General features: G+C 70.8%; 19 protein-coding genes. 10 read left to right on the top strand and 9 right to left on the bottom strand.

Going from position 1 to position 21,229, the window contains the following annotated elements; all coding sequences use genetic code 11:
* The first annotated feature begins 356 nt into the window (after positions 1-356).
* Positions 357-860, top strand: coding sequence for a DUF4396 domain-containing protein (locus tag OG206_RS02160; RefSeq protein WP_327111567.1), 504 nt, complete (start codon positions 357-359; stop codon positions 858-860).
* Positions 861-994: 134 nt separating this feature from the next.
* On the opposite strand, the gene OG206_RS02165 is transcribed toward OG206_RS02160, so the two are convergent.
* Positions 995-1,303, bottom strand: coding sequence for a hypothetical protein (locus OG206_RS02165; RefSeq protein ID WP_327111569.1), 309 nt, complete (start codon positions 1,301-1,303; stop codon positions 995-997).
* Positions 1,304-1,538: 235 nt separating this feature from the next.
* Between OG206_RS02165 and thpR the strand changes: the two genes are divergently transcribed.
* On the top strand, positions 1,539-2,135 hold the full coding sequence (gene thpR / locus OG206_RS02170; RefSeq protein WP_327111571.1) for an RNA 2',3'-cyclic phosphodiesterase: 597 nt from the start codon (positions 1,539-1,541) through the stop codon (positions 2,133-2,135).
* Positions 2,136-2,220: 85 nt separating this feature from the next.
* On the opposite strand, the gene OG206_RS02175 is transcribed toward thpR, so the two are convergent.
* Complete coding sequence (locus OG206_RS02175; protein ID WP_327111573.1) at positions 2,221-2,781, bottom strand: pyridoxamine 5'-phosphate oxidase family protein; 561 nt, start codon at positions 2,779-2,781, stop codon at positions 2,221-2,223.
* A gap of 546 nt (positions 2,782-3,327) precedes the next feature.
* On the opposite strand from OG206_RS02175, the gene OG206_RS02185 reads away from it, so the two are divergent.
* Positions 3,328-4,269, top strand: a complete 942-nt coding sequence (locus OG206_RS02185) for a GNAT family N-acetyltransferase (RefSeq protein ID WP_327111575.1) — start codon at positions 3,328-3,330, stop codon at positions 4,267-4,269.
* Here the strand turns inward: OG206_RS02185 and OG206_RS02190 are convergent.
* Together OG206_RS02190 and OG206_RS02195 are read right to left on the bottom strand one after the other, a co-directional pair.
* The gene (locus tag OG206_RS02190) at positions 4,264-6,558 is read right to left on the bottom strand and encodes a helix-turn-helix transcriptional regulator (protein WP_327111577.1); all 2,295 of its coding nucleotides are present in this window, start codon (positions 6,556-6,558) and stop codon (positions 4,264-4,266) included. The genes OG206_RS02185 and OG206_RS02190 overlap by 6 nt on opposite strands.
* Before the next feature lie 180 nt (positions 6,559-6,738).
* Positions 6,739-8,361: a sensor histidine kinase gene (locus OG206_RS02195; protein ID WP_327122155.1), complete on the bottom strand. Its 1,623-nt coding sequence runs from the start codon at positions 8,359-8,361 to the stop codon at positions 6,739-6,741.
* A gap of 137 nt (positions 8,362-8,498) precedes the next feature.
* On the opposite strand from OG206_RS02195, the gene OG206_RS02200 reads away from it, so the two are divergent.
* Positions 8,499-9,317 (top strand): response regulator, encoded by an 819-nt coding sequence (locus OG206_RS02200; protein ID WP_327111579.1) that lies wholly within the window; start codon positions 8,499-8,501, stop codon positions 9,315-9,317.
* 128 nt (positions 9,318-9,445) lie between these two features.
* The gene (locus OG206_RS02205) at positions 9,446-10,282 is read left to right on the top strand and encodes a hypothetical protein (protein ID WP_327111581.1); all 837 of its coding nucleotides are present in this window, start codon (positions 9,446-9,448) and stop codon (positions 10,280-10,282) included.
* A gap of 58 nt (positions 10,283-10,340) precedes the next feature.
* Here OG206_RS02205 and OG206_RS02210 read toward each other — a convergent pair whose 3' ends face one another.
* A complete protein-coding gene (locus OG206_RS02210) occupies positions 10,341-10,733 on the bottom strand; it encodes an STAS domain-containing protein (protein WP_327111583.1) in 393 nt (130 codons plus the stop codon).
* A gap of 308 nt (positions 10,734-11,041) precedes the next feature.
* Between OG206_RS02210 and OG206_RS02215 the strand changes: the two genes are divergently transcribed.
* Positions 11,042-11,533 carry a MarR family winged helix-turn-helix transcriptional regulator gene (locus tag OG206_RS02215; protein ID WP_327111585.1) on the top strand — a complete coding sequence of 164 codons (492 nt, stop codon included), beginning with the start codon at positions 11,042-11,044 and terminating at the stop codon, positions 11,531-11,533.
* 15 nt (positions 11,534-11,548) lie between these two features.
* Here the strand turns inward: OG206_RS02215 and OG206_RS02220 are convergent, their stop codons facing one another.
* Positions 11,549-12,733 carry a PP2C family protein-serine/threonine phosphatase gene (locus OG206_RS02220; RefSeq protein ID WP_327111587.1) on the bottom strand — a complete coding sequence of 395 codons (1,185 nt, stop codon included), beginning with the start codon at positions 12,731-12,733 and terminating at the stop codon, positions 11,549-11,551.
* 308 nt (positions 12,734-13,041) lie between these two features.
* Here OG206_RS02220 and OG206_RS02225 point away from each other — a divergent pair, with 308 nt between their 5' ends.
* Positions 13,042-13,884 (top strand): SigB/SigF/SigG family RNA polymerase sigma factor, encoded by an 843-nt coding sequence (locus OG206_RS02225; protein WP_327111589.1) that lies wholly within the window; start codon positions 13,042-13,044, stop codon positions 13,882-13,884.
* 175 nt (positions 13,885-14,059) lie between these two features.
* Here OG206_RS02225 and OG206_RS02230 read toward each other — a convergent pair whose 3' ends face one another.
* Complete coding sequence (locus OG206_RS02230; RefSeq protein WP_327111591.1) at positions 14,060-16,339, bottom strand: SpoIIE family protein phosphatase; 2,280 nt, start codon at positions 16,337-16,339, stop codon at positions 14,060-14,062.
* Between the two features lie 294 nt (positions 16,340-16,633).
* Here OG206_RS02230 and OG206_RS02235 point away from each other — a divergent pair, with 294 nt between their 5' ends.
* Together OG206_RS02235 and nhaA are read left to right on the top strand one after the other, a co-directional pair.
* Complete coding sequence (locus OG206_RS02235) at positions 16,634-17,092, top strand: hypothetical protein (RefSeq protein ID WP_327111593.1); 459 nt, start codon at positions 16,634-16,636, stop codon at positions 17,090-17,092.
* Between the two features lie 240 nt (positions 17,093-17,332).
* Positions 17,333-19,213 (top strand): Na+/H+ antiporter NhaA, encoded by a 1,881-nt coding sequence (gene nhaA, locus OG206_RS02240; RefSeq protein ID WP_327111595.1) that lies wholly within the window; start codon positions 17,333-17,335, stop codon positions 19,211-19,213.
* A 185-nt stretch (positions 19,214-19,398) separates the two neighbouring features.
* On the opposite strand, the gene OG206_RS02245 is transcribed toward nhaA, so the two are convergent.
* Both OG206_RS02245 and OG206_RS02250 read right to left on the bottom strand, forming a co-directional pair.
* Positions 19,399-19,656, bottom strand: a complete 258-nt coding sequence (locus OG206_RS02245; protein WP_327111597.1) for a hypothetical protein — start codon at positions 19,654-19,656, stop codon at positions 19,399-19,401.
* Entirely contained in the window at positions 19,656-19,886 is a 231-nt protein-coding gene (locus OG206_RS02250) for a hypothetical protein (protein ID WP_327111599.1), read from the bottom strand. The genes OG206_RS02245 and OG206_RS02250 overlap by 1 nt, the downstream gene beginning before the upstream one ends.
* Before the next feature lie 481 nt (positions 19,887-20,367).
* On the opposite strand from OG206_RS02250, the gene OG206_RS02255 reads away from it, so the two are divergent.
* On the top strand, positions 20,368-21,213 hold the full coding sequence (locus OG206_RS02255) for an MIP/aquaporin family protein (protein ID WP_327111601.1): 846 nt from the start codon (positions 20,368-20,370) through the stop codon (positions 21,211-21,213).
* Positions 21,214-21,229: the final 16 nt, after the last annotated feature.

A 21,229-nucleotide genomic window follows, 5' to 3' on the forward strand; every position in this document is an offset into this window, starting at 1 on the left:
GGGGTCCGCACCCCGCGTGCACCGAAGGGGTCCTGCAACGCCGCCGGGCCGATCGTCTCCTCCAGGGTATTCGGACTCAACGGCCTTACGGATTGGTTCGATTGACCGGGCGGGCCGAGATCCGGCTCCGCGCGGACCGGGACAGCGGGGCTGCACCGGAGCCCCGCCGCGGGGACACGGGCGGGCGGCGCAGGGCCGCCCCCTCCGGCGACCGGGCGTGACGTCGGCCGGACCGCGCCGGGCAGGCCGCGCCGAGCAGGTCACCACCAGAGCGGGGAATACCCCCCTGGGGTATATGGTTCACCTCTGTGTATCCGCCGGAGCGGCGCAGGACGAGCTCACGATGGGAGACGGTCATGGACGACAGCGCGCACCACACCGGAATCGCACACGGCCACACGGCGCACGAAGGACATCCGAGAGGTGGGGTCACCTGGGGCTCCGCAGCGAAGGCCACCCTGCACTGCTTGACCGGCTGCGCCGTCGGCGAGATCCTCGGGATGGTCATCGGCACCGCCCTGGCGTGGGGCAACGCACCCACCATGATCCTTGCGATCACCCTTGCGTTCGTCTTCGGGTATTCCTTCACCCTGTTCGCGATCCGCGGGGCCGGCCTGGACGTGAGGGCCGCCCTGAAGGTGGCCCTGGCGGCCGACACCGTTTCCATCGCGGTGATGGAACTCGTGGACAACGGCATCATCGCGCTGGTGCCGGGCGCGATGGAGGCACAGCTGGCGGACGGACTGTTCTGGTGGGCCCTGCTGGGTGGCCTGGCCGTCGCCTTCGTGATCACGACCCCCGTCAACAAGTGGATGATCGGCCGCGGCAAGGGTCACGCGGTCGTCCACGCATACCACTGACGGCCCCGCGCTGCCCGAACGGCGCAGCGACGGGCCGCACCGCTCGTGGGGGGCGATGCCGGCGGTGCAGGGCATCGCCCCCCACGCACGGCTGTCCACTGCCGGCCGTCTCCGCCGGCGAGGCTCGGAGCCGGTCAGAGGTCGCTGTCGATCCCGGTGACCGCGGGTGATCCGAGCGGCGCGTCCGTCTCCGAGTACCCGGTCTCCTGAAGCGCGCTGGAGACGAGCCCCACGGCCTCCAGTTCCGCCTCGTACCGGTCGGAGGCATCGACTTCGAGCCGGATGGAGAAGGTGCCGTCGTCGTTGAGGGTGAGCAGGTCCAGCCCTTCGCTCTCACTCACGTCCGTGTGCTGCGCGGCGAGCTTGCCCTCCAGCGCGGCACGGGAGGTGTCCGTGATGCCGGTGACGAAAGTTCCGGGCACGGTGATGACAAAGGTGGTCATGGCAGCTCCTCACGTCCGGTGCGCAAACGTCTTGCGTCTCGTTCCGACTGCCCACATTTTCAGAAGTCACCGAGGAACCCGCCCAAGCCGGGACGGTACGTCGCCGAGGGCTACCCGCCCGGCCACTCGCGTGCGGCGCCGGACCCCTCTCCCTCCGCCCGCGACGCGAACGCACATCTCGCATCGGACGGGCCGGGCTTCGCGCCGGCCGCCCTCATGGGGTACGAAGTCCGGTGTGAACGAAGAGACCCGACCCGCGACCGTGCGCGTGTTCATCGCCCTCGCCCCGCCCGACCACGCGAAGGAGGAGCTCGCGCGAGTACTGCGCCCCGCTTACGGCACGCACTCCCGGATGCGGTGGAACCGGATCGAGGACTGGCACATCACTCTGGCGTTCCTGGGAGAGCTGCCGGTCGCGAGCGTTCCGCTCCTTCGGCAGCCACTGGCCGGCCTCGCGGCGGCGCAGCCTGCACCGCGGCTGGCGCTGCGGGGCAGCGGACACTTCGACGACCGGGTGCTGTGGAGCGGTGTCGACGGAGACCTCGACGAGCTGCACATGCTCGCCGCCGACGTGCGCAGCGTGGTCAAGCGGTGCGGCATCGTCTTCGAGGAGCGACCGCTGCGGCCCCATCTGACGCTGGCCCGGGCCCGCCGAGGAGATCTGACCTCGACGGCGGAGATCGCCACGGGGTTCGCCGGATTCAGCGGTACTCCGTGGCTCGCCGAGCGTCTGCACCTGGTCGGCAGCAACGCCGGGCGCAGTCGGGAGCCGATCCGCTACCGCGACATCGAGGCCTGGCCTTTCGACGGCGGGCACCACGGCGCGTCCTGAACAGACCGCCGGCCGGTGACCACCGCGCGGGGCGGGGCCACTCCGGTCTGGGGCTGCGGCGCGGGATGCCGTCGGCAACGGCGGCTCAGAAGGACCATCGGGTGTGGGAGTAGACCCCGTCGTCCCGGCCGAATCCGTACGCCGTGTCCGGGGACACCGCGAAGACCAGCACGTCCCCGCGCCGGAAGGCGTCCCCGATCCCGTGGAAGGTGCCCTCGGGTGAGGTGATGTGCGCTCCGTACTTCGTCTCGTACGCGGCGGCCACCTCGTCCAGGATCGCGGGGTCGGCGACCGGATCCGCCTTTCCCTCGACGACGACGTCGAGCCCCTCGGTGAGCGAGTTCCTCCCCGTGGTCAGTGCGCAGTGCCCGTCATGCGCGAGGTTCTTCGCCTTCTGCTCCGCGGTTCCGGTGGAGAAGTACAGCACCCCGTCGTGCCAGGCCGCGATCACGGGAGTGACGTGCAGGCGCCCGTCCGGCCGCACGGTGGACACCCAGAAGATCTCAGCGGACTGCAACTGCTTCTGCGCGTCCGCCCACGCGGTGGCCGTGACGTCCTCGGCGCCCGGGCGGGCCTGGAGCGCCGAGCTGTAGCGGGCGTCGAGTTCGGTGGTGGGCTGCTGCTTGCGGGATCCGTGTGTCGGCATGGCAGATCTCCTTCCGTCCTACTCCGTCAACGACCCGATGGCTCGGTGGGATTCACGTCACACCCGTTTGCGCCCACCACGGACCCGTCCGGGCGACCCGTGCGGGACGTCGAGGCTTTCCGGACGCGGGATCCTGCCCAATCGCCCGAGTCGATGACGGACGAACTCGGGCTGCACCGCGCCGAGGCGTCCGCGAATCCGGCGAATCTGCCCTCACAACGGGTGCTGCGCCGCAACGGGTTCAGCCCGTACGGCGTCGCACATTCCTCGACCTTCTCGACGGGAGCTGGCGCGACGGGCTGCTGTGGGAACGCGTCCTCAGCGAGTAGTCGGTCACCGGAGACGTCGTTCGCGCGCCGGGCCCGGCAGGTTCCGGCGCGCGCGTCCCGATCCGTGCACCCGCGCCGTCCGGGCGTGACCGGCCACGTTAAGTCGTGACGACCGATGCCGGTGGCGGTCGCCCCGTCTAGTGTTCCCACTGTCGCGCCGTCTCCCGCTTCAACCCCGGCGCGTCGTCACCACGTACGCCGAACACGAAGGAAGTACATGATCATTCGCCCTACGACCGAGGTCGACCTCGAGCGTGTCGTCGCCGTCACCGTCGACGAACCCGTCGGCTGGATCGAGGCCGATCGCTATGTCGACGAACTCGGCCAGGGTATGTACCGGCCGGAATGGACCTGGATCGCCGAGGAGGACGACCGGGTCGTGGCCCGGGCGCTGTGGTGGGGGCAGGCCTCCAGCACGCACCCGATCGCCCTTGACTGTCTGCACGTGGACGGCTCGGTCACCGATCCGTCGGCACTCGCCACCGCGCTCCTGAGCGCCGGCCTGGGGGCGTTCGCCTCGCGGGGCGCATCCAGGCTCCCGCTGTACAACCTGACGCTGCGGCCCGACTGGCGCTCGGATCCGGCCGCGGCAGGCGCCCTCGCCTGGCGCCGCACAGCGGCACTGGCCGCCGGGCTGACGGACGAGGTGGAGCGCCTGAGGCTGGAGTGGCGCCCCGAAGCCGGAGTGCCTCGGTCCCGCGGCAGGCTCACCTTCACCCAGGCGACCGACGAGGAGTTCCTGGAGGTGTTCCGGCGGATCGCCGAAGGCAGCCTGGACGGTGAGACCCGACGGAATCTGGCGATCCGCGGCCCCGAGGCCACCGCGCGGGAGGAGATGGACTTCTACCTCAGCTGCCCCGGCAAGCGGGACTGGTGGCGGCTGGCCCGCACCCCCGAGGGCGAGATCGCAGGCCTCGCGGTCCCCTCGGCCACGCCGTACAACCGTAACGTCGGCTACCTGGGCGTCGTACCGGAGTTCCGCGGTCGCGGGTACGTCGACGACGTGCTCGCCGAGATCACGCGGGTACAGGCGGAGTCCGGCGCCGAACTGATCACCGCCACCACGGATACGGGCAACGCCCCGATGGCAGCGGCGTTCGCCCGGGCCGGCTATCGCACGACCGAGATCCGGATGATCTACTCGGCGCCCGTGTCATGACGAAAGGAGCGAGGCCAGTTCGGTCCGGGAACCGACGCCGAGCTTGGGGAAGGCACGGTAGAGGTGATGCCCCACGGTGCGCGGACTGAGGAACAGCTGTGTGGCGATCTCACGGTTGGTCGCCCCCGTGGCGGCGAGTCGCACGACCTCCCGTTCCTGCGGGCTCAGCCGGCTGATCCGGATGTCGGCACCGCCCCCGGACGGGTCCTGGTTCCCGCCCGCTGCCCGCAGCTCGGCACGGGCCCGTCGGGCCCAGGGGTGGGCGTCCAACTGCTCGAAGGTGGTCAGCGCCTCGTGGAGGTGGTCGCGGGCGTCGATCCGGCGCCGCATCCGGCGCAGCCATTCGCCGTAGGCGAGTTCGGTCCGGGCCCGCTCGAATCCGCTGCCGCTCGCGTGAGCCCGCAGGGCCGACTCGAAGTGGTGCTCGGCATCGTCGTCGGTGCTGGTCAGGGCCGTGCAGCGGTGGGCCGAGGCGGTCGTGGCGGGGTGCCCCGTGGCCACGGCCCAGTCCGCGAGCCGACGGGCGGGCTCCACCGCCCGTTCCGGGCAGCCTGCGCGCACGGCGGCTTCGACGAGGTCGGGCAGCAAGTGGTGGGCGAGTACGGGGTGCCCGGCTGCCGCGAGTGCCGCGCCGAGGTGCTCGAGTGCCTCCTCGGCCCGGCCGAGTCCGAGCTCGAGCAAGCCCAGGGCCCACGGGGCGGTCGCCGTAGCCTGCCCGACGCCGCGGGGGCGGGCGTAGGCCAGCGCCTGCTCCGCCAGGGAACGGGTGGTCTCCTCATCTCCCCGGACCGCGTCCGGAACGGCCAGGACGGAGCGGAGATGGGCTGCCCTGTGATCGAGGTCGTAGTGGTCGGCGAGCTGAAGCGCTTCGGACGCGTGCGTCCGCGCCTCGTCGAACCTGCCGAGCGAGAGCTCCGCCACCACCAGCAGGTGCAGCGTGGTGGGCAGCCACCCGCTGATGCCCTGGCCACGGCAGAGCTCCACAACGGCGGTGGCGATCTCGTTCGCGGTTTCGTGGGCTCCGGTCAATTGACAGTAGATACCGGTCATCAGGCGGTCCATGAGCCCGGTCCGGGGAAGTCCGCAGGCCCTGACGAGCGTGCGCAACACGTCCAGGGCCTCGGGAACCCGGCCACTGAGCAGGAGGGCGGGCACTGCCGGCACGGGAAGGTCCGGGTCGCGGTCCGCGATCCGGCGAATGAGGTCGGTGTCCGCCGAGGAGAGGGCCGCGTGCACGGCGTCGGTCAGCAGGGAGGCGAGCTTGTCGGGACGACTGCGCGAGACGGCTTCCGTGCCGTCCATCAGCATGCGTCCGGCAGTCGCCGGGCTGCCGTGACCGAGCTCGACCACGGCCCGGACGCGGGCGAGATCGGCCTCTGTTCCGGGATCGGTCAGGGGGAGCGGCACCTGGTCGGCGAGGAGGCCGGCGCGTACGTCCTGGCCCGCTTCGGCGGCCTTCTGGGCCGCCCCGATCAGTCGTCGCGCCCGCTTGTGCGGGTCCTCCGTGAGCTGGGCGGCCCGCTCGTACGCGGCCGACGCGGACGCCATCGCCTGCCTGCTTCCGGCCCACCCGGCGACGTGCTCCAGCTCGGCCGCCACCCGTTCGTCGGGTCCTGTCGCCGCCGCTGCGAGGTGCCAGGCCCGCCGGTGCCCGTGCCGGTCGGTGTCCAGCGTCGCCGCCAGCGCTTCGTGGGCGGCGATCCGCCTGACCAGGGGGGCTCCCTGATAGGCGGCGTTCCGCACCAGCGGGTGCCGGAAGCGCGGAGTGCGGCTGGACACGGAGACCAGCCCCGCACGCTCGGCGGGTTCCAGGTCCTCGACCGCGGCCCCCAGCCGGCCCGCGGCACCCAGCACGAGGGACAGTTCCCCGGTGTCGTCCGCGGCGGAGACCAGAAGCACCACCTGGGTCGCTTCGGGCAGCCGGCCGATCTGGCGGGCGAAGGAGTCCTGCAACCGGCCGGGCAGCGCGGACGGCCCTTCGGGCAACGCGAGCGGGCCGAGCTGCCCCGCCCGCTGGGCCGGGGTCAGAGCGCCCGGCAGATCGAGAAGGGCGAGCGGGTTGCCGTGCGCCCGCTCGATGATCGTCTCCGCGACGGGCGGCAGCAACCCGGTGACCAGCGAGGCGGCCGCCGTCCGGTCGAGACCCCTGATGTGCAGCGTGGGAAGCCCCGGGGCCACGCTGCCGTGAGCGCCGTCGCGCGCGGCGAAGAGCAGGGCGGCGGCCTCGGCGCCGAGCCGGCGGGCCGCGAAGGTGAGTGCGTCCACGGTCGGCTGGTCGAGCCACTGCACGTCGAAGACCGGCGCCCCTCCCCTGCCTGCAGTCGGTCAGGATCCGCTCGATCCGGTCCTGCTCCGCACCGCGTCCCAGCAACATCCGGCCCCCGCCATCGAGTTCGTCCACGCCTCGTGGAAGTAGTACCAGGTGGGAGCGGGCGGCAACCGGGGCAGGCCCCGCGCATGGCGAAGACCCTAGAAACTGTCCGTCTCCGGCACGTCCGAACGGGCCGGCGGAAGGGTGAAGACGAAGCGGGTCCCGGGGGTGTGGGTGGTGTCGAGGGCGATCGTGCCGCCGTGGTATTCGACGATCTTCTTGCAGAGGGCGAGGCCGATGCCGTTGCCCGGGTAACTGTCGCGTGTGTGGAGGCGCTGGAAGATCACGAAGATCCTCTCCGCGTACTCCGGACCGATCCCGATGCCGTTGTCGCTCACCGCGATCTCCCAACGGGGACCGCCGGTCTCCCCGGAGGGGTCCGAGGCCGCGTCCCTGGCTTCCGTGACCTCCACGGCACTGATGTGCACCTGAGGCACGGCACCGGGGGCGCGGAACTTGATGGCATTGGAGATCAGGTTCTGCAGGAGGACCCCGAGCTGGGTCGGATCGCCGTGTACGGCGGGAAGCGGGTCGTGTGTGATGACGGCCCCGGTCTCTTCCACCGCGACGCCCAGCGAGTTGGTGGTACGCCGCAGCAGGCTCTCGAGGCTGACGTCGGCGTCCTGTGCGTGCAGGCGCCCGACACGGGAGAAGGTGAGGAGGTCGTTGATGAGCGTCTGCATGCGGTTGGCACCGTCGACGGCGAACGCGATGTACTGCTTGGCGCGGTCGTCGAGCTGGTCCGCGTAGCGGCGCTCCAGCAACTGGCAGAAGCTGGCGACCTTGCGGAGCGGCTCCTGCAGGTCGTGGGAGGCGACGTAGGCGAACTGCTCCAGTTCCTCGTTGGAGCGCCGCAGTTCCGTCGCTCCCTCGGCGAGTTCGGAGCGGGCACGGTCGCTGAACTCCAGCTCACCGGCCAGGCGCCGGCGCATTCCGTCCACGTCCGTCGCCAGCGCACGAAGATCGGCGGGGCCGGAGGGGACGATGGAATGGTCGAACCTGCCGTCCGCGATCTTCCGCACGTCGGTGCGCAGCCGGTCCAGCGGTAGCTGGACACCCCGGCGCAGCCCTGCGAAGGCGAGTGCGATGAGGGCGAGGACCACGCCGCCGATGGCGGTGAACACCGTGTTGCGGAGGTCACGCGCCTGCTGCAGGTCGTCGCGGGACCGGTCCCTCTCGGCCTCGATGCGGGTCTGCTGTACGGACAGCGCTGTGCGGAGTGCGTCGAACGTGTCCTTGCCCGACTCGATGTACCGCAGTGCGGAGCCCACGGGATCGCCCGACTCGCTGATGGGCCGGGCCGTGGTGGTCTGCCACTGCTCGGAGCGCTCCCGCACGGTGGCCAGGTCGGCCATGGCCCGTTCGTTGCCCCGCAGCAGACGTGACAATTCAGCGGTCGCGGCCGACTGCTGGGCGAGGCCGTCCTGATAGGGGCCGAGGAATTCCCGTTTGCCCGTCATGCCGTATCCCCGGATGCCCGTCTCCTGATTGATCAGGGCACTCTCCATACGGACGGAGGCGATCAAGGCGGGCGACCAGCGTTCGGTGAGCTGCTTGTTGACGTCGGTGGCGTGGGCGAGGACCCAGACCCCGCACCCGGCCAGGGCGAGAAGGACGACCAGCGCCGCCGCCGAGCAAACGCCCAGCCAGCCGCGGGTGGTCCAGCCCGCTCCCGCGGACGGTGCTGCGGGGGCCTGCTGCTGCGCCGCGTCGGTCTGCACATCGGGCTGCTGCGCTGCGTCGGTCTGCACGTCGGGTCCCTCCTCCTCGTCCCCGGCGGCACACCTGGGCGGCGTTACCCTACCCCCGGAGACAACCATGGTTGTCCCCGGGATGGCTAGGCGTCTACGGTGCTCCCATGGCAGTAGAGACGCAGATGACTCCGGAGCAGGAGGAGCTGGCCGAACGGGCACGACAGGCCGTCGCCGAAGCCGCCCGGCAGCTCGTCCTGCGCACGCCGGTGGCGGATGCCGACGCGCAGGGCCCCGACGGGCTCCGGAACGACGCGCTGGCCTCACTGCAGGCCCTGGCCTACCTCGGCCGCGCCGTGGAGGAGTGCGCGGCCCTGGCGGCGCGAGCCGCCGCACAGGAGGGTGCCGGCTATCCGCAGCTGGGCAGGGCCTGGGGTGTCAGCCGCCAGGGCGCCCGCAAGCGCTGGCCCGGACTCGTCTTCACCGCCCGCCCCGCATCACGACCGCTACCCCACGACCAGACCCGGAGCCCCCTCATGAACGGCCTCGCCCCCCGCACCTACACCGTTCTGCTCGTCGAGGACGACATGGCCGACGCCATGCTCATCGAGGAGGCCCTGACCGAGCAGGGCATGGCGCGCGGGATCCAGCGGGCCGACGACGGTGTCGCGGCCCTGGAGTACCTCCGCGACCCTCGGACCGACCGGCCCGATCTGATCGTGCTCGACCTGAACATGCCCCGGATGAACGGCCGCGAGCTGCTCAACGTCCTCAAGAACGACCCGGACCTGTCGAGCATCCCGATCGTCGTGCTGACCACGTCCGCCGCGCCGGACGACATCGACGACGCCTACCGCCAGCACGCCAACGCCTACGTCACCAAGCCCGTCAACCTCGACGACTTCATCGAGACCGTGCAGAGCATCGATTCCTTCTTCTTCGACACGGCCACGACCCTTCCTCGCCGCCTGGGCGACGACCTCTGAACGACGGGACCACCGAGTCGTCCGCGCGGCTCGTCGGTCGGTGAGCCCCGGCGTGGGGCGGCGGCCGGTCCTTTCGGCGCGCGGCGGATGGCCGCGCCGGTGCGACAGCGGGCGGTTAGGGTCGCCGGGTGAGCCGAACCGAGGAGATCGCCGAAGGCGCGGGCCCGTTCACGACCCGCCTGACCTGGCGACTCGCGGACGGCGGCGCTGCCGTCTGGGAGTCGCGGAGGGCGCGCAAGCGGGGCCTGCTCGGCGTGCGGGCCGCCGATGAGCGGGAAGCACGTTCCCGGCCGGCCGACGGCGTGTCGGTCGGCCGTCTCCGCAGGCTCAACGCCATCGCCGCGAGCGCGTTCACGATCGGTGGGGGCTTCTTCGCCCTCGGCGCCGGGGTGGCCGTGTTCGGTCCGGGAGACGCGACGGGTGCCTGGATCTACTTCGTCGGGGGTCTGTTCTTCAACACCGGCGGCTACACCTCCCTGCTCCAGTCGGTCAACGCTCCCCGCCAGGACACCGGGACGGCGGGGCTGGTCTCACCCAGGTGGAGATGGTGGAGCTACGAGCCCTCGCGCATCGACTGGCTGAGCACGTTCGTGCTGTTCGTCGGGACGCTCGTCTTCGGCGTCGACCTGGTGAGTTCCCTGCTGCAGGGCCTCTCCGTGCAGCAGGTGGACACGCTGGTCTGGGCGCCGGACGTGGTCGGGTGCGTTCTGTTCCTCGTCTCGGGGCACCTCGCCCTGGTCGAGGTCTGCCACGGACGCCCGCGGGCCCTCCCCCGCGACCTCGGCTGGTGGATCGTCGCGGTCAACCAGCTCGGATCCGCCCTCTTCCTCGTGTCGGCGCTGGCCGCGTTCACCCGTCCCGCCACGGGAAGCGCCGTGAACGTCGACATCGCGGACTGGGGCACGCTCGCTGGGGCACTCTGCTTCTCCGTCGCGGGGGTGCTCCAGGCGTTCGAGCACCCCTGACCTCAGCGCGTGCGTGCCGTCCGGGTATCCCGCCGGCGGATCGGGGAGGACCGGGATCTCAGGACGTTCCGCGCCCCTCGCTCGCCCCGCCGGGCGCCACGAGGCGTTCCAGGGCCTCGGAAGCGGTGGGAAGTACCGGCATCAGAACACCCACTCCCGTGACGTCCAGCAGCCTCGCGACGTGGGGCGGGGCCGCCACCAGCGTCAGGGAACCGTGTCGGTCCTTCGCGTAGCGCAGGATGCCGATCATCGTGTTGAGGCCGGAGGAGTCGCAGAATTCCAGGGGTGCGAGGTCCAGCACGATGTGCGGTCTCCCGCGCCTGATCAGCTCCATGGCCTTCGTCCGCAGGGCGGGCGCGCTGTCCACGTCGATCTCCCCGGCCACGGTGAGCACCGCGACGGAGTCCGCCGGGTGCAGGACGGTGAGGACGAGGTTCGGGCTGTGCGTCATGGGTGTCGGTACTCCAGGCCGGGGAACGATAGCCGTCGCGGCAGGAGCGGCGTCGACCGCCGAAGTTCACACTTCGAATGTCGGCCAATGAACCGTCTCCATGGCAACTGTTGTCATAGGGAAACATACCGGGGTTCGCCAGGACCTCAGAACCCGTGGATGACGGGGGTACGATGTCCGGGGCCCCGCGCGTGCCCCGGAACCTATCTCCTGGCTTTCCATACGAGCGCGATGAATGCCCGGCTCGCTTGCCCGGTCCGGTGGCCAGACGGACGAGTGAGGCTTAGCCGGATCGGAGTGTCATCACCATGGGCCTGAACCCCGAACCCGACCAGCGGTCCCGGGAAGCGGCCCGCGAGGGTTCCGAATTCGTCGAACTCCTGGAAGTCCTGTGGGAACACGGGCGCGAAGCCGTACCCACGGGCCCGGTGTCCCCCTCCCAGCTCCGCGTGCTGTACATCCTGGACCGGGAGGAAGGCATCAACCTGCGGATGCTCGCCGAAGCCCTGGGCTCGGCCTCCCCTTCGGTCAGCAGGCTGTGCGACCGGTTGCAGGCCACGGGATTCGTGGAGCGCGCCCCCAGCCCGGTGAGCCGTCGGGAGCTGGAACTGCGCCTGACCGGCCACGGCAAGGCGTACCTCGTCGATCTGCGGATGCGCAGGGAAGAGGTACTGATGTCCACGATCGACGCCATGCCCGCCAAGTCGCGCCGGGCCCTGCTGGAAGGGCTCCGGGCCTTCCGCAACGCGGCCTCGGGGCAGGACACCGGCGGCGCGAGACCCTTGCGGTCGACCGGCTAGGGCCGCAGCCACAGGTCAGGCGGACGCCTCACCCGACGGCTGCCTGCCGAACCAGTCCATACAGACGACCAGAGCGTCATCGTCCAGCGGTGTGTCGCCTCGGTAGGAGCGCAGATCGCGGAGCACAGCCAGCGGCACCTGCTCCGACGGCAGCAGGCGGTGCGCGGACAGCGACCGCGCGAGGGCGCGTTCCCCGTAGCGCTCACCCGCCGCCGAAGCGCTGTCGTAGACCCCGTCGCTGCCGATGAGCAGCCGGTCGCCCGGTTCGACCCGCAGACGCTCCGTCACGTACTCCGTCTCCTCGAACATGCCGAGCGGAAGCTGGGCGTCGAATCCGAGCGACTCGACGTTGCGGTCCCTCAGCCGCCACATGCGGGGCGATCCGGCGTCCACGGCCTCGACCTCGCCCGTCGCCAGATCGAAGCGCAGCAGCAGGACTGCGGCGTGGAGGGTGCCCCGGTACTCGGCGTAGACCGCCTGGTCGGCGAGGCTGGCCTGGCCGGGAAGGTCCAGGCCGGCGCGCCGCGCGTTGCGCAGTGCGTTGACGACGAGATTGGTCAGCAGGGCCGCCTCCATGCCCTTGCCCATGCCGTTGGTGACGGTGAGCGTGAGGTGGTGGGCCGACACGGACCAGTCGAAGTTGTCGCCGTAGATCGCGTAGGCCGGCTCCAGGTGGGCACCGAGCGAGAACTCGGGCCGCCTCACGGAACGGCCCGGGAGCAGTTGCCACTGCATCTCCGCGGCGAGGGTCAGCCGGGTGGCGCGGCGTGCCAGGAGGTAGAGGTCGGTGTCCCTCTCGGCGACGAGGATCTCGTGGCCCAGCGCCTCACCGATCTGCTGCATCTCCGTGAGGTCCTCGGCGGAGCAGCCACCCTCCGGCATCATGACGGAGAGGACCCCCAACCGGTCGCCGCGGACGGTCACCGGTAGGTGCGCGGTGACGGGACCCGGCGTGGTCCGTGGTTCCACGTACGGCTCCTGGGCGCCGAAGGCGCGCCCCTGCGGACTGTCGTGGACGTGCACGGGTTCGGCGAGCGGCGCCTCGGCCACCACCTGAAGCGTGGTCATCCCGTAGTCCGCGAGCCGCAACTCGACACTCTGCACGTCGTAGTGCTCCCGCAGAGCCGCCGTGACGACATCGGCGAGGAGATGGGGGGCGGCCTTGCGCAGCTCCCGCTCGACGGCAGCGAATCTGTCCACGTGGTCCTGTTTCTCGTCGTGCTGCGCCGACCCCGGTTCGCCTGTGGGGCCCCGGCCTCGGCCTCCAGCGTAAGGGGCCTGTCCCGATCCAGCGCGGCGCGCCCGCAGGGTCGCGCCGGTGGCCGGCGCTGCTCATCCTACGATGTCCTGAGACAACAGTTTCCACACAGCAAGAAAAAGTGCGTCATCTCGCGCATGGGCGTTCCCAGGCAGGGCAGGGGCTCGGCACGAAGCGCTCTCGGCACGAGCAAGGGTGGGAAAGAACGATGATCACTGAACAGACCGCAGGCACCATACCGACTGACGGTATGTCGACTTCGGCGCCGTCGCCCCAGCGCATCGGCGAGCTGCCCTGGATCGAGGACGCGGGCAAGGTCGCCCCGAAGGACGCACGCGCTCTGTCGACCCTGTTCTTCGAGCAGCTGCGGGTCCTGGAGGAAGGGACGAGGGAGTACCAGTACGCGCGCAACACCCTCATCGAGATGAACATCTCGCTGGTCCGGTTCGCCGCGCGCCGCTTCCGAAACCGGGGCAGCGGCGACATGGAGGACATCACGCAGGTCGGAACGATCGGACTCATCAAGGCCATCGACCGGTTCGAGCTGTCCAGGGAGGTGGAGTTCACGACGTTCGCCGTCCCCTACATCGTGGGTGAGATCAAGCGCTTCTTCCGTGACACCACCTGGGCCGTCCACGTCCCCCGCCGTCTTCAGGAACTGCGTGTGGAGCTGGCGAAGGCCAAGGACGAACTCGCCACCCGGATGGACCGTGACCCCACGGCCAAGGAACTGGCGGCCTTCCTGGACCTCACCGAGGACGAGGTCATCGAGGGCATCATCGCGTCGAACGGCTACACGGCCGGCTCCCTGGACCTGCCGACGGACACCGGCGAGACCACCGGCACGGGATCCCGGACATTCGCCGACATCCTGGGCGAGCCGGACTCCGCCATGGAGACGGTGGAGAACCTGCACGCCCTGGCCCCGCTCCTCGAACAGCTCGACGACCGGGAGCGTCGCATCATCGAGATGCGCTTCGGCCAGGAGATGACGCAGTCGCAGATCGGGGCCGAGCTGGACGTGTCCCAGATGCACGTCTCCCGTCTGCTCACCCGCACGCTCGCCAAGCTCCGATCGGGGATGCTGGCCTGACCACCCCGCACCCTCGGCTTCCCGGCCGGTACGGGGGTCGGGCCGCCGCCCGGTGAAGCACCGCGCGGCAGCTCGACCGACCGGTGAAGCCGCCGCGCGGTGCAGCCACTCCCGGCAGCCGCGAAACGGCGTCGCGAGGCCCCGTCGACCCGGCACTGAGCCGCGTTCGGCGCTCCTACGCGGCGATCTCCTCGTCGAGGGACTCCTCGACCCAGATGACTTTGCCGTTCGCGGTGTAGCGGGTACCCCAACGCCTTGCCAGAGCGGCGACGATCATCAGACCCCTCCCGTCCTCGTCCTGGACGCGTGCGTGGCGCAGGTGCGGGGCGGTGGACGCTTCGTCCGAGACCTCGATCGTCAGAGACCGGTCGCGTACGAGGCGTATCGTCGGATTCCCGCTCGCGTGACGGATCACGTTGGTCACCAGTTCGCTCACGACCATCTCGGCGGTGAACGCGTGCGATTCGAGACCCCACGCCTCCAGTTGGTGGCCGACCCGCTCCCTGAAGTCCGCGACGGCGGCGGGGTCCCGGTCCCCCGTCCACGTGGCCACCCGGTCGTCGGGCAGCCGGTGGGTGTGCACGGCGAGGATGGCCGCGCCGTCGGCCGCCTGCCGGCCGAGGAGGGTCTGGACGATGCTGTCGCAGGTGGCCTTGGGATCGTGACCGGCGCAGGCGGCGGCTCCCCGGAGCTCGGCCATGCGGTCCTCCCCGCGCCCGCCCGACTCCAGGATCGACTCGGAGTACAGGGTGAGCATGCTCTCCGGGGCGACGGTCATGCGGCCCAGCTCGTAGCTGGCGCCCTGACCGAGCGGTGCGCCGACCGGCACGTCCACGGTCTTCACCTCGCCGGTCACGGAGGTGACGAGCGGGGAGGGCCAGCCGGCGGACGCGGCGGTGAGCTCTCCGCCCACGGGGTCGTAGACGGCGTACAGACAACGGGGGGCGTCCGCCGGAGAGGGCCAGGGGGCAGGGCTGCCGGGAAGGATCCGGCCGGTGACGTCGTCCAGATGGGCCAGCAGCTCGTCGGGAGGAAGTTCGAGTGCGGCGAGCGTACCGAGCGCCGTCCGGAAGCGCCCCATGGTCACCGACGCGTCGAGGCCCTGTTGGGGGACCTGGCCGATGGCGAGACCGACGCGTGCCGCGGACAGGGCGATGACGTCGAACCAGACCGTGTGCCGCCTTCCCGGCGTGTAGAAGTGTGCCGTACTCACGGCGGACAGCTCGGGGAACGTCTTGGGGAGCAGCTTTCGTTGCAGGGTGACCGCTGTGGTGTGTTCCCTCGTGTAGCGGCGCGCGTTCTCGATGTGGATGCTCGCCGTGGCACTCACCTGCTCGGCGAGATCCACGTCGTGCGGGTCGAACGGCACGGGGTGGCGCGGCCCCCGGTAGAAGCTGGCCAGTCCCAGAACCCGCCCGTGGAACGACAGGGGCAGAACGATCATCGAGTGGATCCGCGCGTCCTTCAGGGCCCCGGTGCGTGCGACGTCGTGCATCAGCCAGTCGGACGGCGAGGTGTCGGGGGCCAGCAGCCGCGGTGTGAGGTCAGCCATCGCTTGTGTGTACGGCGTGGGCGAGGTGAAGTAGCTCATTTCCCCCACGGCGTAGACGGCCCGCAGGTTCCCGGGGGCTTCGAAGGCGGCTCGCCGCAGGGCGATGTCCGTGCCGACCGGCGGCGGCGGCGCCTCCGACCCCTGCAGCACGGCGTCGATGAGGTCGACCGAGACCGCGTCGGCGAAGTCCTCGGTGGCCGCCGACGCGAGTTCCCGCGCGGTCAGCATCGCGTCCAGCGTGGTGCCGATCGTCTCGTGCGCGCGGGCGAGGAGCCGTGCGGCGCCCTGGGCACGGTCCTGTGCGGTGACATCGTGGATCACCGACCCCGCGCCGATGGTCCGACGGCCGTCCTTCAGCCGGAACGCCGTGACCGCGAAGACCTTCGCCTGTCCTCGCCCGTCGTGGCCGTTGACCTTCCCCCGCACGGCCGGATCGCCGCCGTCCAGCACCTGCTGCAGGAAGTCCGCCATCGGGAGACGCGAACCGAGGTCCGCCACCCGGTTCCCGAGCACCTGGTCCGCGGTGCGTCCGCGCATCGCGAGGGCTGCCGAGTTGCTGCGTACGACACGTGATCCGGCATCGTACATCTCCAGTCCCGCGGTGGACTGCTCGAAGGCCGAGAACTCGAAGGCCGCTTCCAGCTGCGCCGCGTCGGGACCGGGCGCGCCGCCCTTCACGGTGACGAGCGCCTGCGCTCCGTCGCGGCCGGCGTCGAGCAACAGGGCGACCTGTCCGGCAGGTTCGCCGCCGCCCGCGGAGTGCTCCAGCAGGGTAAGGAGCAGCAGCCCCGCGCTCATTCCCACGGTGTCCGCCGCGGAAAGCGACGGATACCTTCCCGCACCGTCGTGCCATTCGGCGACGTTCCCGCTGTCGTCCAGGGTGAATGAAGTGTCGTGTGCCATCGTCGGCACCTCCCCGCACAGCCCTTCTCCCGCGGATGGGCATCGGCGCCCCGGCCGTGCGACGTCTCTTCCAGGCTGATGGCTGGGCGCAAGGTCGGCAACCGGTCACGCGCCGCGTCGGGTGCCGTCGGAAGTCCCTGCGCGCCGGTACGCAGGTGCCACGGGCGACGGCTCCCGCCTCGCCGATGATGCGGGGCAGGTGCGGGGATGCGACGCTTGCTGTGCGCCCGGGAGCGGAGCCGTGTGCCAGGACTCATCTGATCGCGCGACGGAAGGATCGTCATGATCCGTTTGATGCGACCCCTTCTGTACGGGGCGGCAGCCGGAGCGGCAGGGACGACCGCGCTCAACATCGTCAGCTACGCCGACATGGCGATCCGGGGCCGCGCCGCCAGCAACACGCCGGAAGTGACCCTGCGCAGGCTGGCCGAGAAACTCCATGTGCGCATCCCCGGTGAGGGCCGGACGCTGGAGAACCGTATCGCCGGACTCGCGCCGATGACGGGGTTCGCCGCCGGGCTCGGCATGGGTGTCGCACTGGCCGTCGCGCGCTCCGCCGGATGGCGCCCGTCCACGGCCACTCAGTACGCCGCCGCCTCGATCGGCGCTCTGATCGGGACGAACGGACCGATGACGGTGCTCGGAGTGACCGATCCACGGACGTGGGCGGCTTCGGACTGGGTCTCGGACATCGTCCCGCACCTGGCTTACGCGTGGGTGACCGTGAGTGTCCTCGACGGCCTGGACCGCTGACGGCGGACCGGCGCGCCGCCCCCTTGACCCGGTGCCGCTGCTCACCGGGCTCGATGTGGCGATGCGGAACCGAGTGGGTCCGAGCGGGAACAAGAACTCTCGTCCGGCCGGCATCCCGGACGCGCACGCCGCGCCCCGGAGACGTACCCCGTGCCCCTGCCGGGTCAGCGAGGCCGACCGATAAAGGCGGAATGCTACATTCGCCTGGATCACGTCGCGGCGCCTCATGAGCGGTTGGGTATGTCTATCGGGAGTTCCGACTTCACGCGGCAGACGAAGGTCGGCGCCACCTCACCCTCACCGTTGCGGACGTTCCTGCGGACGGAGTCCGGCAGTGCGGTGGCCCTCGTGGCGGCGACGCTCGCGGCCCTCGTCTGGGCCAACGTCGCGGCCGCCGGCTACGAGGCGTTCTGGCTGACGGACCTGTCCGTCCGGATCGGCGCGTACGAGATGCGGCTGTCCCTGCGTTCGTGGGTGAACAGCGGGCTGATGACGTTCTTCTTCCTCGTCGTCGGACTGGAGGCGCGCCGCGAGTTCGACATGGGAGAACTCCGCGACCGGCGAAGGACCGTACTGCCACTGGCTGCGGGCACAGGCGGCATGCTCGTCCCCGTCGCGGTCTATATCGCCTTCAACGCCGGTAGCGGTGCGGCAGGGGGCTGGGGAGCGGCGATGTCGACCGACACCGCCTTCGCCCTGGGCATGCTCGCCATCATCGGGCGCCGGACGCCCCCGGGACTGCGGGTCTTCATCCTCACCATGTCGGTGGTGGACGATTTCCTGGCCCTGGCGGTCATCACCGTCGTCTACAGCGACAGTGTCCGGGTGCCCGTGCTCGTCTGCGCCCTCATCGCCCTGGGCGTGATCCTCCTCTCCTGGCGGCTGTGGGTGCGCCGTGGCGTGGTGTACGCGGTCCTGGCCCTGGTCATCTGGGTGGCCTTCCTCGAGTCCGGCGTGGAGCCCGTGGTGATCGGCCTCGCCATGGGCCTTGTGACCTGCGCGTATCCGGCGGCACGCGAGGACCTGGAGCGCGCGACGGGGCTGTTCCGGCTCTTCCGGGAGCAGCCGACGCCCGAACTCGAGAGGTCCGTGCGCGCGGGCCTCGCATCGGCCGTCTCCCCGAACGAGCGCCTGCAGAGTCTGTTCCACCCGTGGACCAGCTATGTGATCGTCCCGCTTTTCGCCCTGGCCAACGCCGGTATCCACGTCACCGGCGACGAGTTGGCGCGGTCCTTCTCCTCACCCGTGACCCTCGGTATCCTCATCGGGTACGTGGCCGGCAAGCCCGTGGGGGTTCTCGGGGCGTCGGCTCTGACCACCGCACTCAGCCGCGGACGGATCAGGCCCCCCGTCGGCTGGGGGGCCATCCTCGTCGGAGGAACACTCTCCGGGGTCGGCTTCACGGTGTCCCTCCTCATCGCATCCCTCGCATTCGACGGCCCCCGGCTCACCGACGCGAAGATCGGCATCCTGAGCGCGGTGATCTGCGCCTTCCTGGTCAGCCGGCTCACCACAGCTGTCATCGCCCTGCTCCCCCGCCGGCTGCGGGTGCGGACCCTGCTCGGCAGGGCGGAGACGATCGTCGACCTCGCCGTACCCGTGGATCCCGCGCGCGACCATGTGCGGGGACCGCACCACGCGCCGGTCACCGTCGTGGAGTACGGCGACTACGAGTGCCCGTACTGCGGCGAGGCCGAGCCGGTCCTGCGGGAACTGCTCAGGGACTTCGGGGACGTGCGCTACGTATGGCGGCACCTCCCCCTGACCGATGTCCACGTGCACGCCCAGATCGCAGCGGAGGCGGCCGAGGCAGCGGCTTCGCAGGGGAGTTACTGGGAGATGCACAGCATGCTGATGGACCACCAGGGGGCTCTCCGTTTCGACCACCTCATGGGATACGCCCGGGACATCGGGCTGGACACCGAGCGCTTCCAGCGGGACATGCGCGCCCACGCCGGCATGGCCCACGTGGCCGAGGACGTGGAGTCGGCCGACCTCAGCGGCGTGGCCGGGACACCGACCTTCTTCGTCAACGGGCTCCGGCACCAGGGCGCCTACGACATCGACAGCCTGTCCACCGCCGTACGCATCGCGAGGGCACGGGCCACCGTGCTGGGCTGAGAGGAGGGCGGCCGTCCCGCGCGCCCGCCCCTCCGCACGCATCGGCCTGCCCCCCGACCGCGGGGGAAGCGCGGAAGACGGCCACGTGCTCCTCGGCGTCCGCAGCGGCCGAGCACCGGCAACACGTGGAACGGACCGGGTGAGAGCCGCCCCTGCCCTCCGCGATGCCGGGCAAGGCTCTCGGATCAGGCCTCGATGTACGCGACGACGACCACCGTGCGCAGCGCTGTGACGAAGTACAGGACCCGGACCTCTTCGATCGCGTCGGCGTACTGGCGCAGGGGCGGCTCGGCACCGGTGGCGGGGATGGGCTGGCCGATGTCCGGGTCGACGCTGATGACCACAAGGGTCCGGTCCAGGGCGTGCACGGCACTCTCGGAGAGCTCTTCGAGTTGCTTGGCCGCCGAGTCACTGAAGGCGATGCGGGCACGCCTGGAGGCCATCAGGCCACCGCGGGGCGCTGGGCGGCGAGGTGGGCGAGGCGGGCGTCGCGGAGATCCTCCCACGGTGTGCACGCGTCGACGGGCGGCAGCCCGTTGGCCGCGATGTCCTCCAGGACGGCGGCGAGGCGGTCGGCATCGGCGCGGGTCTTCGCCGCGTACGCCCGGACCGCGTCGGCCGCCGAGGGCTCCAACTGCGCGCGGACCGCGTCGGGGGCGGGCTGATCGCTCATCGAGGACTCCTGGCGTGTGTACGACGTCCTTCTCACGGTAGCGCCGGGGTCCGGGCCCGGTCACCGGTACGCACGAACCGGTGAACGCCGCTCTCGCCCATGGACGTTGGCGCGCTGCCGACCGCCATCCGAACGCACCTCCCCCGTGGGTCCGGGCCCACCGGGACCCCGGCCGCGCCGGGCGGGCGCCTGCGACCGGGCACCGTCCTCGCCCCACTCGACCGGCCCTGCGGGACGGGCCCTCTCACCCGATCGGTGCAGCATGCCGCCCCTACGTGACGGCCGATTCCTCACCCCGCGCATCCGCCCCCAAGCCGCCGGACACCCCTACGCCCACGCCGCTTCCTTGGTGTGACACGCACCGCGTGCCTGAACCTGACGCACGGTTCGTCCTGATATGCGGTCTTCTGCGAGCCGCCATAGCCTACTGACACTGCTCACATAATCGACGGCCGGTCCAGCCGGCGGAGGGCGAGCTTCCATGGCTGAGCGAGTGAAGAAACTCGGACTGGTCGGCGAAATGTCGGCCGAGTTCGCGGGCACCATGATCCTCATCCTTTTCGGGTGCGGTGTGGTGGCCCAAGTAGTGGCGGGCGGCGCCCTGACAGATCCGCCCGGCGGACTCGGGAACCACGACAGCATCTCCTGGGCGTGGGGACTGGGTGTCACCCTGGGCGTCTACGTGGCGGCTCGGCTGAGCGGTGCTCATCTCAACCCCGCTCTGACCATCGCCCTTGCGACGTTCAGGGGGTTCCCCTGGAAGAAGGTCGCCCCTTACGCGCTGGCCCAGACGGCCGGCGCCTTCGTGGCCGCCCTCCTCGTCCGCTGGAACTACACCGAGGCACTGGCGAAGGCCGACCCCGGACACACCGAGAAGACGCAGATCGTCTTCTCCACCCTGCCCGCCAACGGCAACACCGCTCTGCCGGTGCACGAGTGGGGCGCGTTCCGCGACCAGGTCATCGGTACGGCCATCCTGCTGCTGCTGGTCATGGCCATCACCGACATGCTGAACACACCGCCCGGCGCGAACCTGGCTCCGTTCATCATCGGCCTGGTCGTGGTGGCGATCGGCATGGCCTGGGGAACCAACGCGGGATACGCGATCAACCCCGCCCGTGACTTCGGTCCCCGGCTCGCGAGCTTCATCACGGGTTACGGCGGAGCCTGGCGGGACCAGTACGGGAATCTCTACTTCTGGGTCCCCATCGCGGGCCCGATCGTCGGCGCCCTGCTCGGCGGGGGTCTGTACAAGGGCTTCATCGGCCGGTTCCTGCCGGCCGCCGAACCCGAGCCTCCGGGACGCGTCCCGGCACCCCAGGACTGACGGCACCGGCCGGAGA

Origin of the sequence: Streptomyces sp. NBC_01341 (assembly GCF_035946055.1) — a bacterium.
Classification (GTDB): Bacteria; Actinomycetota; Actinomycetes; order Streptomycetales; family Streptomycetaceae; genus Streptomyces.

What these genes read in the sequence shown, in the direction of transcription:
- OG206_RS02245 (WP_327111597.1), bottom strand. Translation starts at nt 19,656, where the DNA reads ATGGCCTCCAGGCGTGCCCGCATCGCCTTCAGTGACTCGGCGGCCAAG.
- OG206_RS02160 (WP_327111567.1), top strand. Translation starts at nt 357, where the DNA reads ATGGACGACAGCGCGCACCACACCGGAATCGCACACGGCCACACGGCG.
- OG206_RS02235 (WP_327111593.1), top strand. Translation starts at nt 16,634, where the DNA reads ATGCGACCCCTTCTGTACGGGGCGGCAGCCGGAGCGGCAGGGACGACC.
- OG206_RS02225 (WP_327111589.1), top strand. Translation starts at nt 13,042, where the DNA reads ATGTCGACTTCGGCGCCGTCGCCCCAGCGCATCGGCGAGCTGCCCTGG.
- OG206_RS02210 (WP_327111583.1), bottom strand. Translation starts at nt 10,733, where the DNA reads ATGACGCACAGCCCGAACCTCGTCCTCACCGTCCTGCACCCGGCGGAC.
- OG206_RS02175 (WP_327111573.1), bottom strand. Translation starts at nt 2,781, where the DNA reads ATGCCGACACACGGATCCCGCAAGCAGCAGCCCACCACCGAACTCGAC.
- OG206_RS02255 (WP_327111601.1), top strand. Translation starts at nt 20,368, where the DNA reads ATGGCTGAGCGAGTGAAGAAACTCGGACTGGTCGGCGAAATGTCGGCC.
- OG206_RS02230 (WP_327111591.1), bottom strand. Translation starts at nt 16,339, where the DNA reads ATGGCACACGACACTTCATTCACCCTGGACGACAGCGGGAACGTCGCC.
- OG206_RS02200 (WP_327111579.1), top strand. Translation starts at nt 8,499, where the DNA reads ATGGCAGTAGAGACGCAGATGACTCCGGAGCAGGAGGAGCTGGCCGAA.
- OG206_RS02165 (WP_327111569.1), bottom strand. Translation starts at nt 1,303, where the DNA reads ATGACCACCTTTGTCATCACCGTGCCCGGAACTTTCGTCACCGGCATC.
- nhaA (WP_327111595.1), top strand. Translation starts at nt 17,333, where the DNA reads ATGTCTATCGGGAGTTCCGACTTCACGCGGCAGACGAAGGTCGGCGCC.
- OG206_RS02185 (WP_327111575.1), top strand. Translation starts at nt 3,328, where the DNA reads ATGATCATTCGCCCTACGACCGAGGTCGACCTCGAGCGTGTCGTCGCC.
- OG206_RS02250 (WP_327111599.1), bottom strand. Translation starts at nt 19,886, where the DNA reads ATGAGCGATCAGCCCGCCCCCGACGCGGTCCGCGCGCAGTTGGAGCCC.
- OG206_RS02215 (WP_327111585.1), top strand. Translation starts at nt 11,042, where the DNA reads ATGGGCCTGAACCCCGAACCCGACCAGCGGTCCCGGGAAGCGGCCCGC.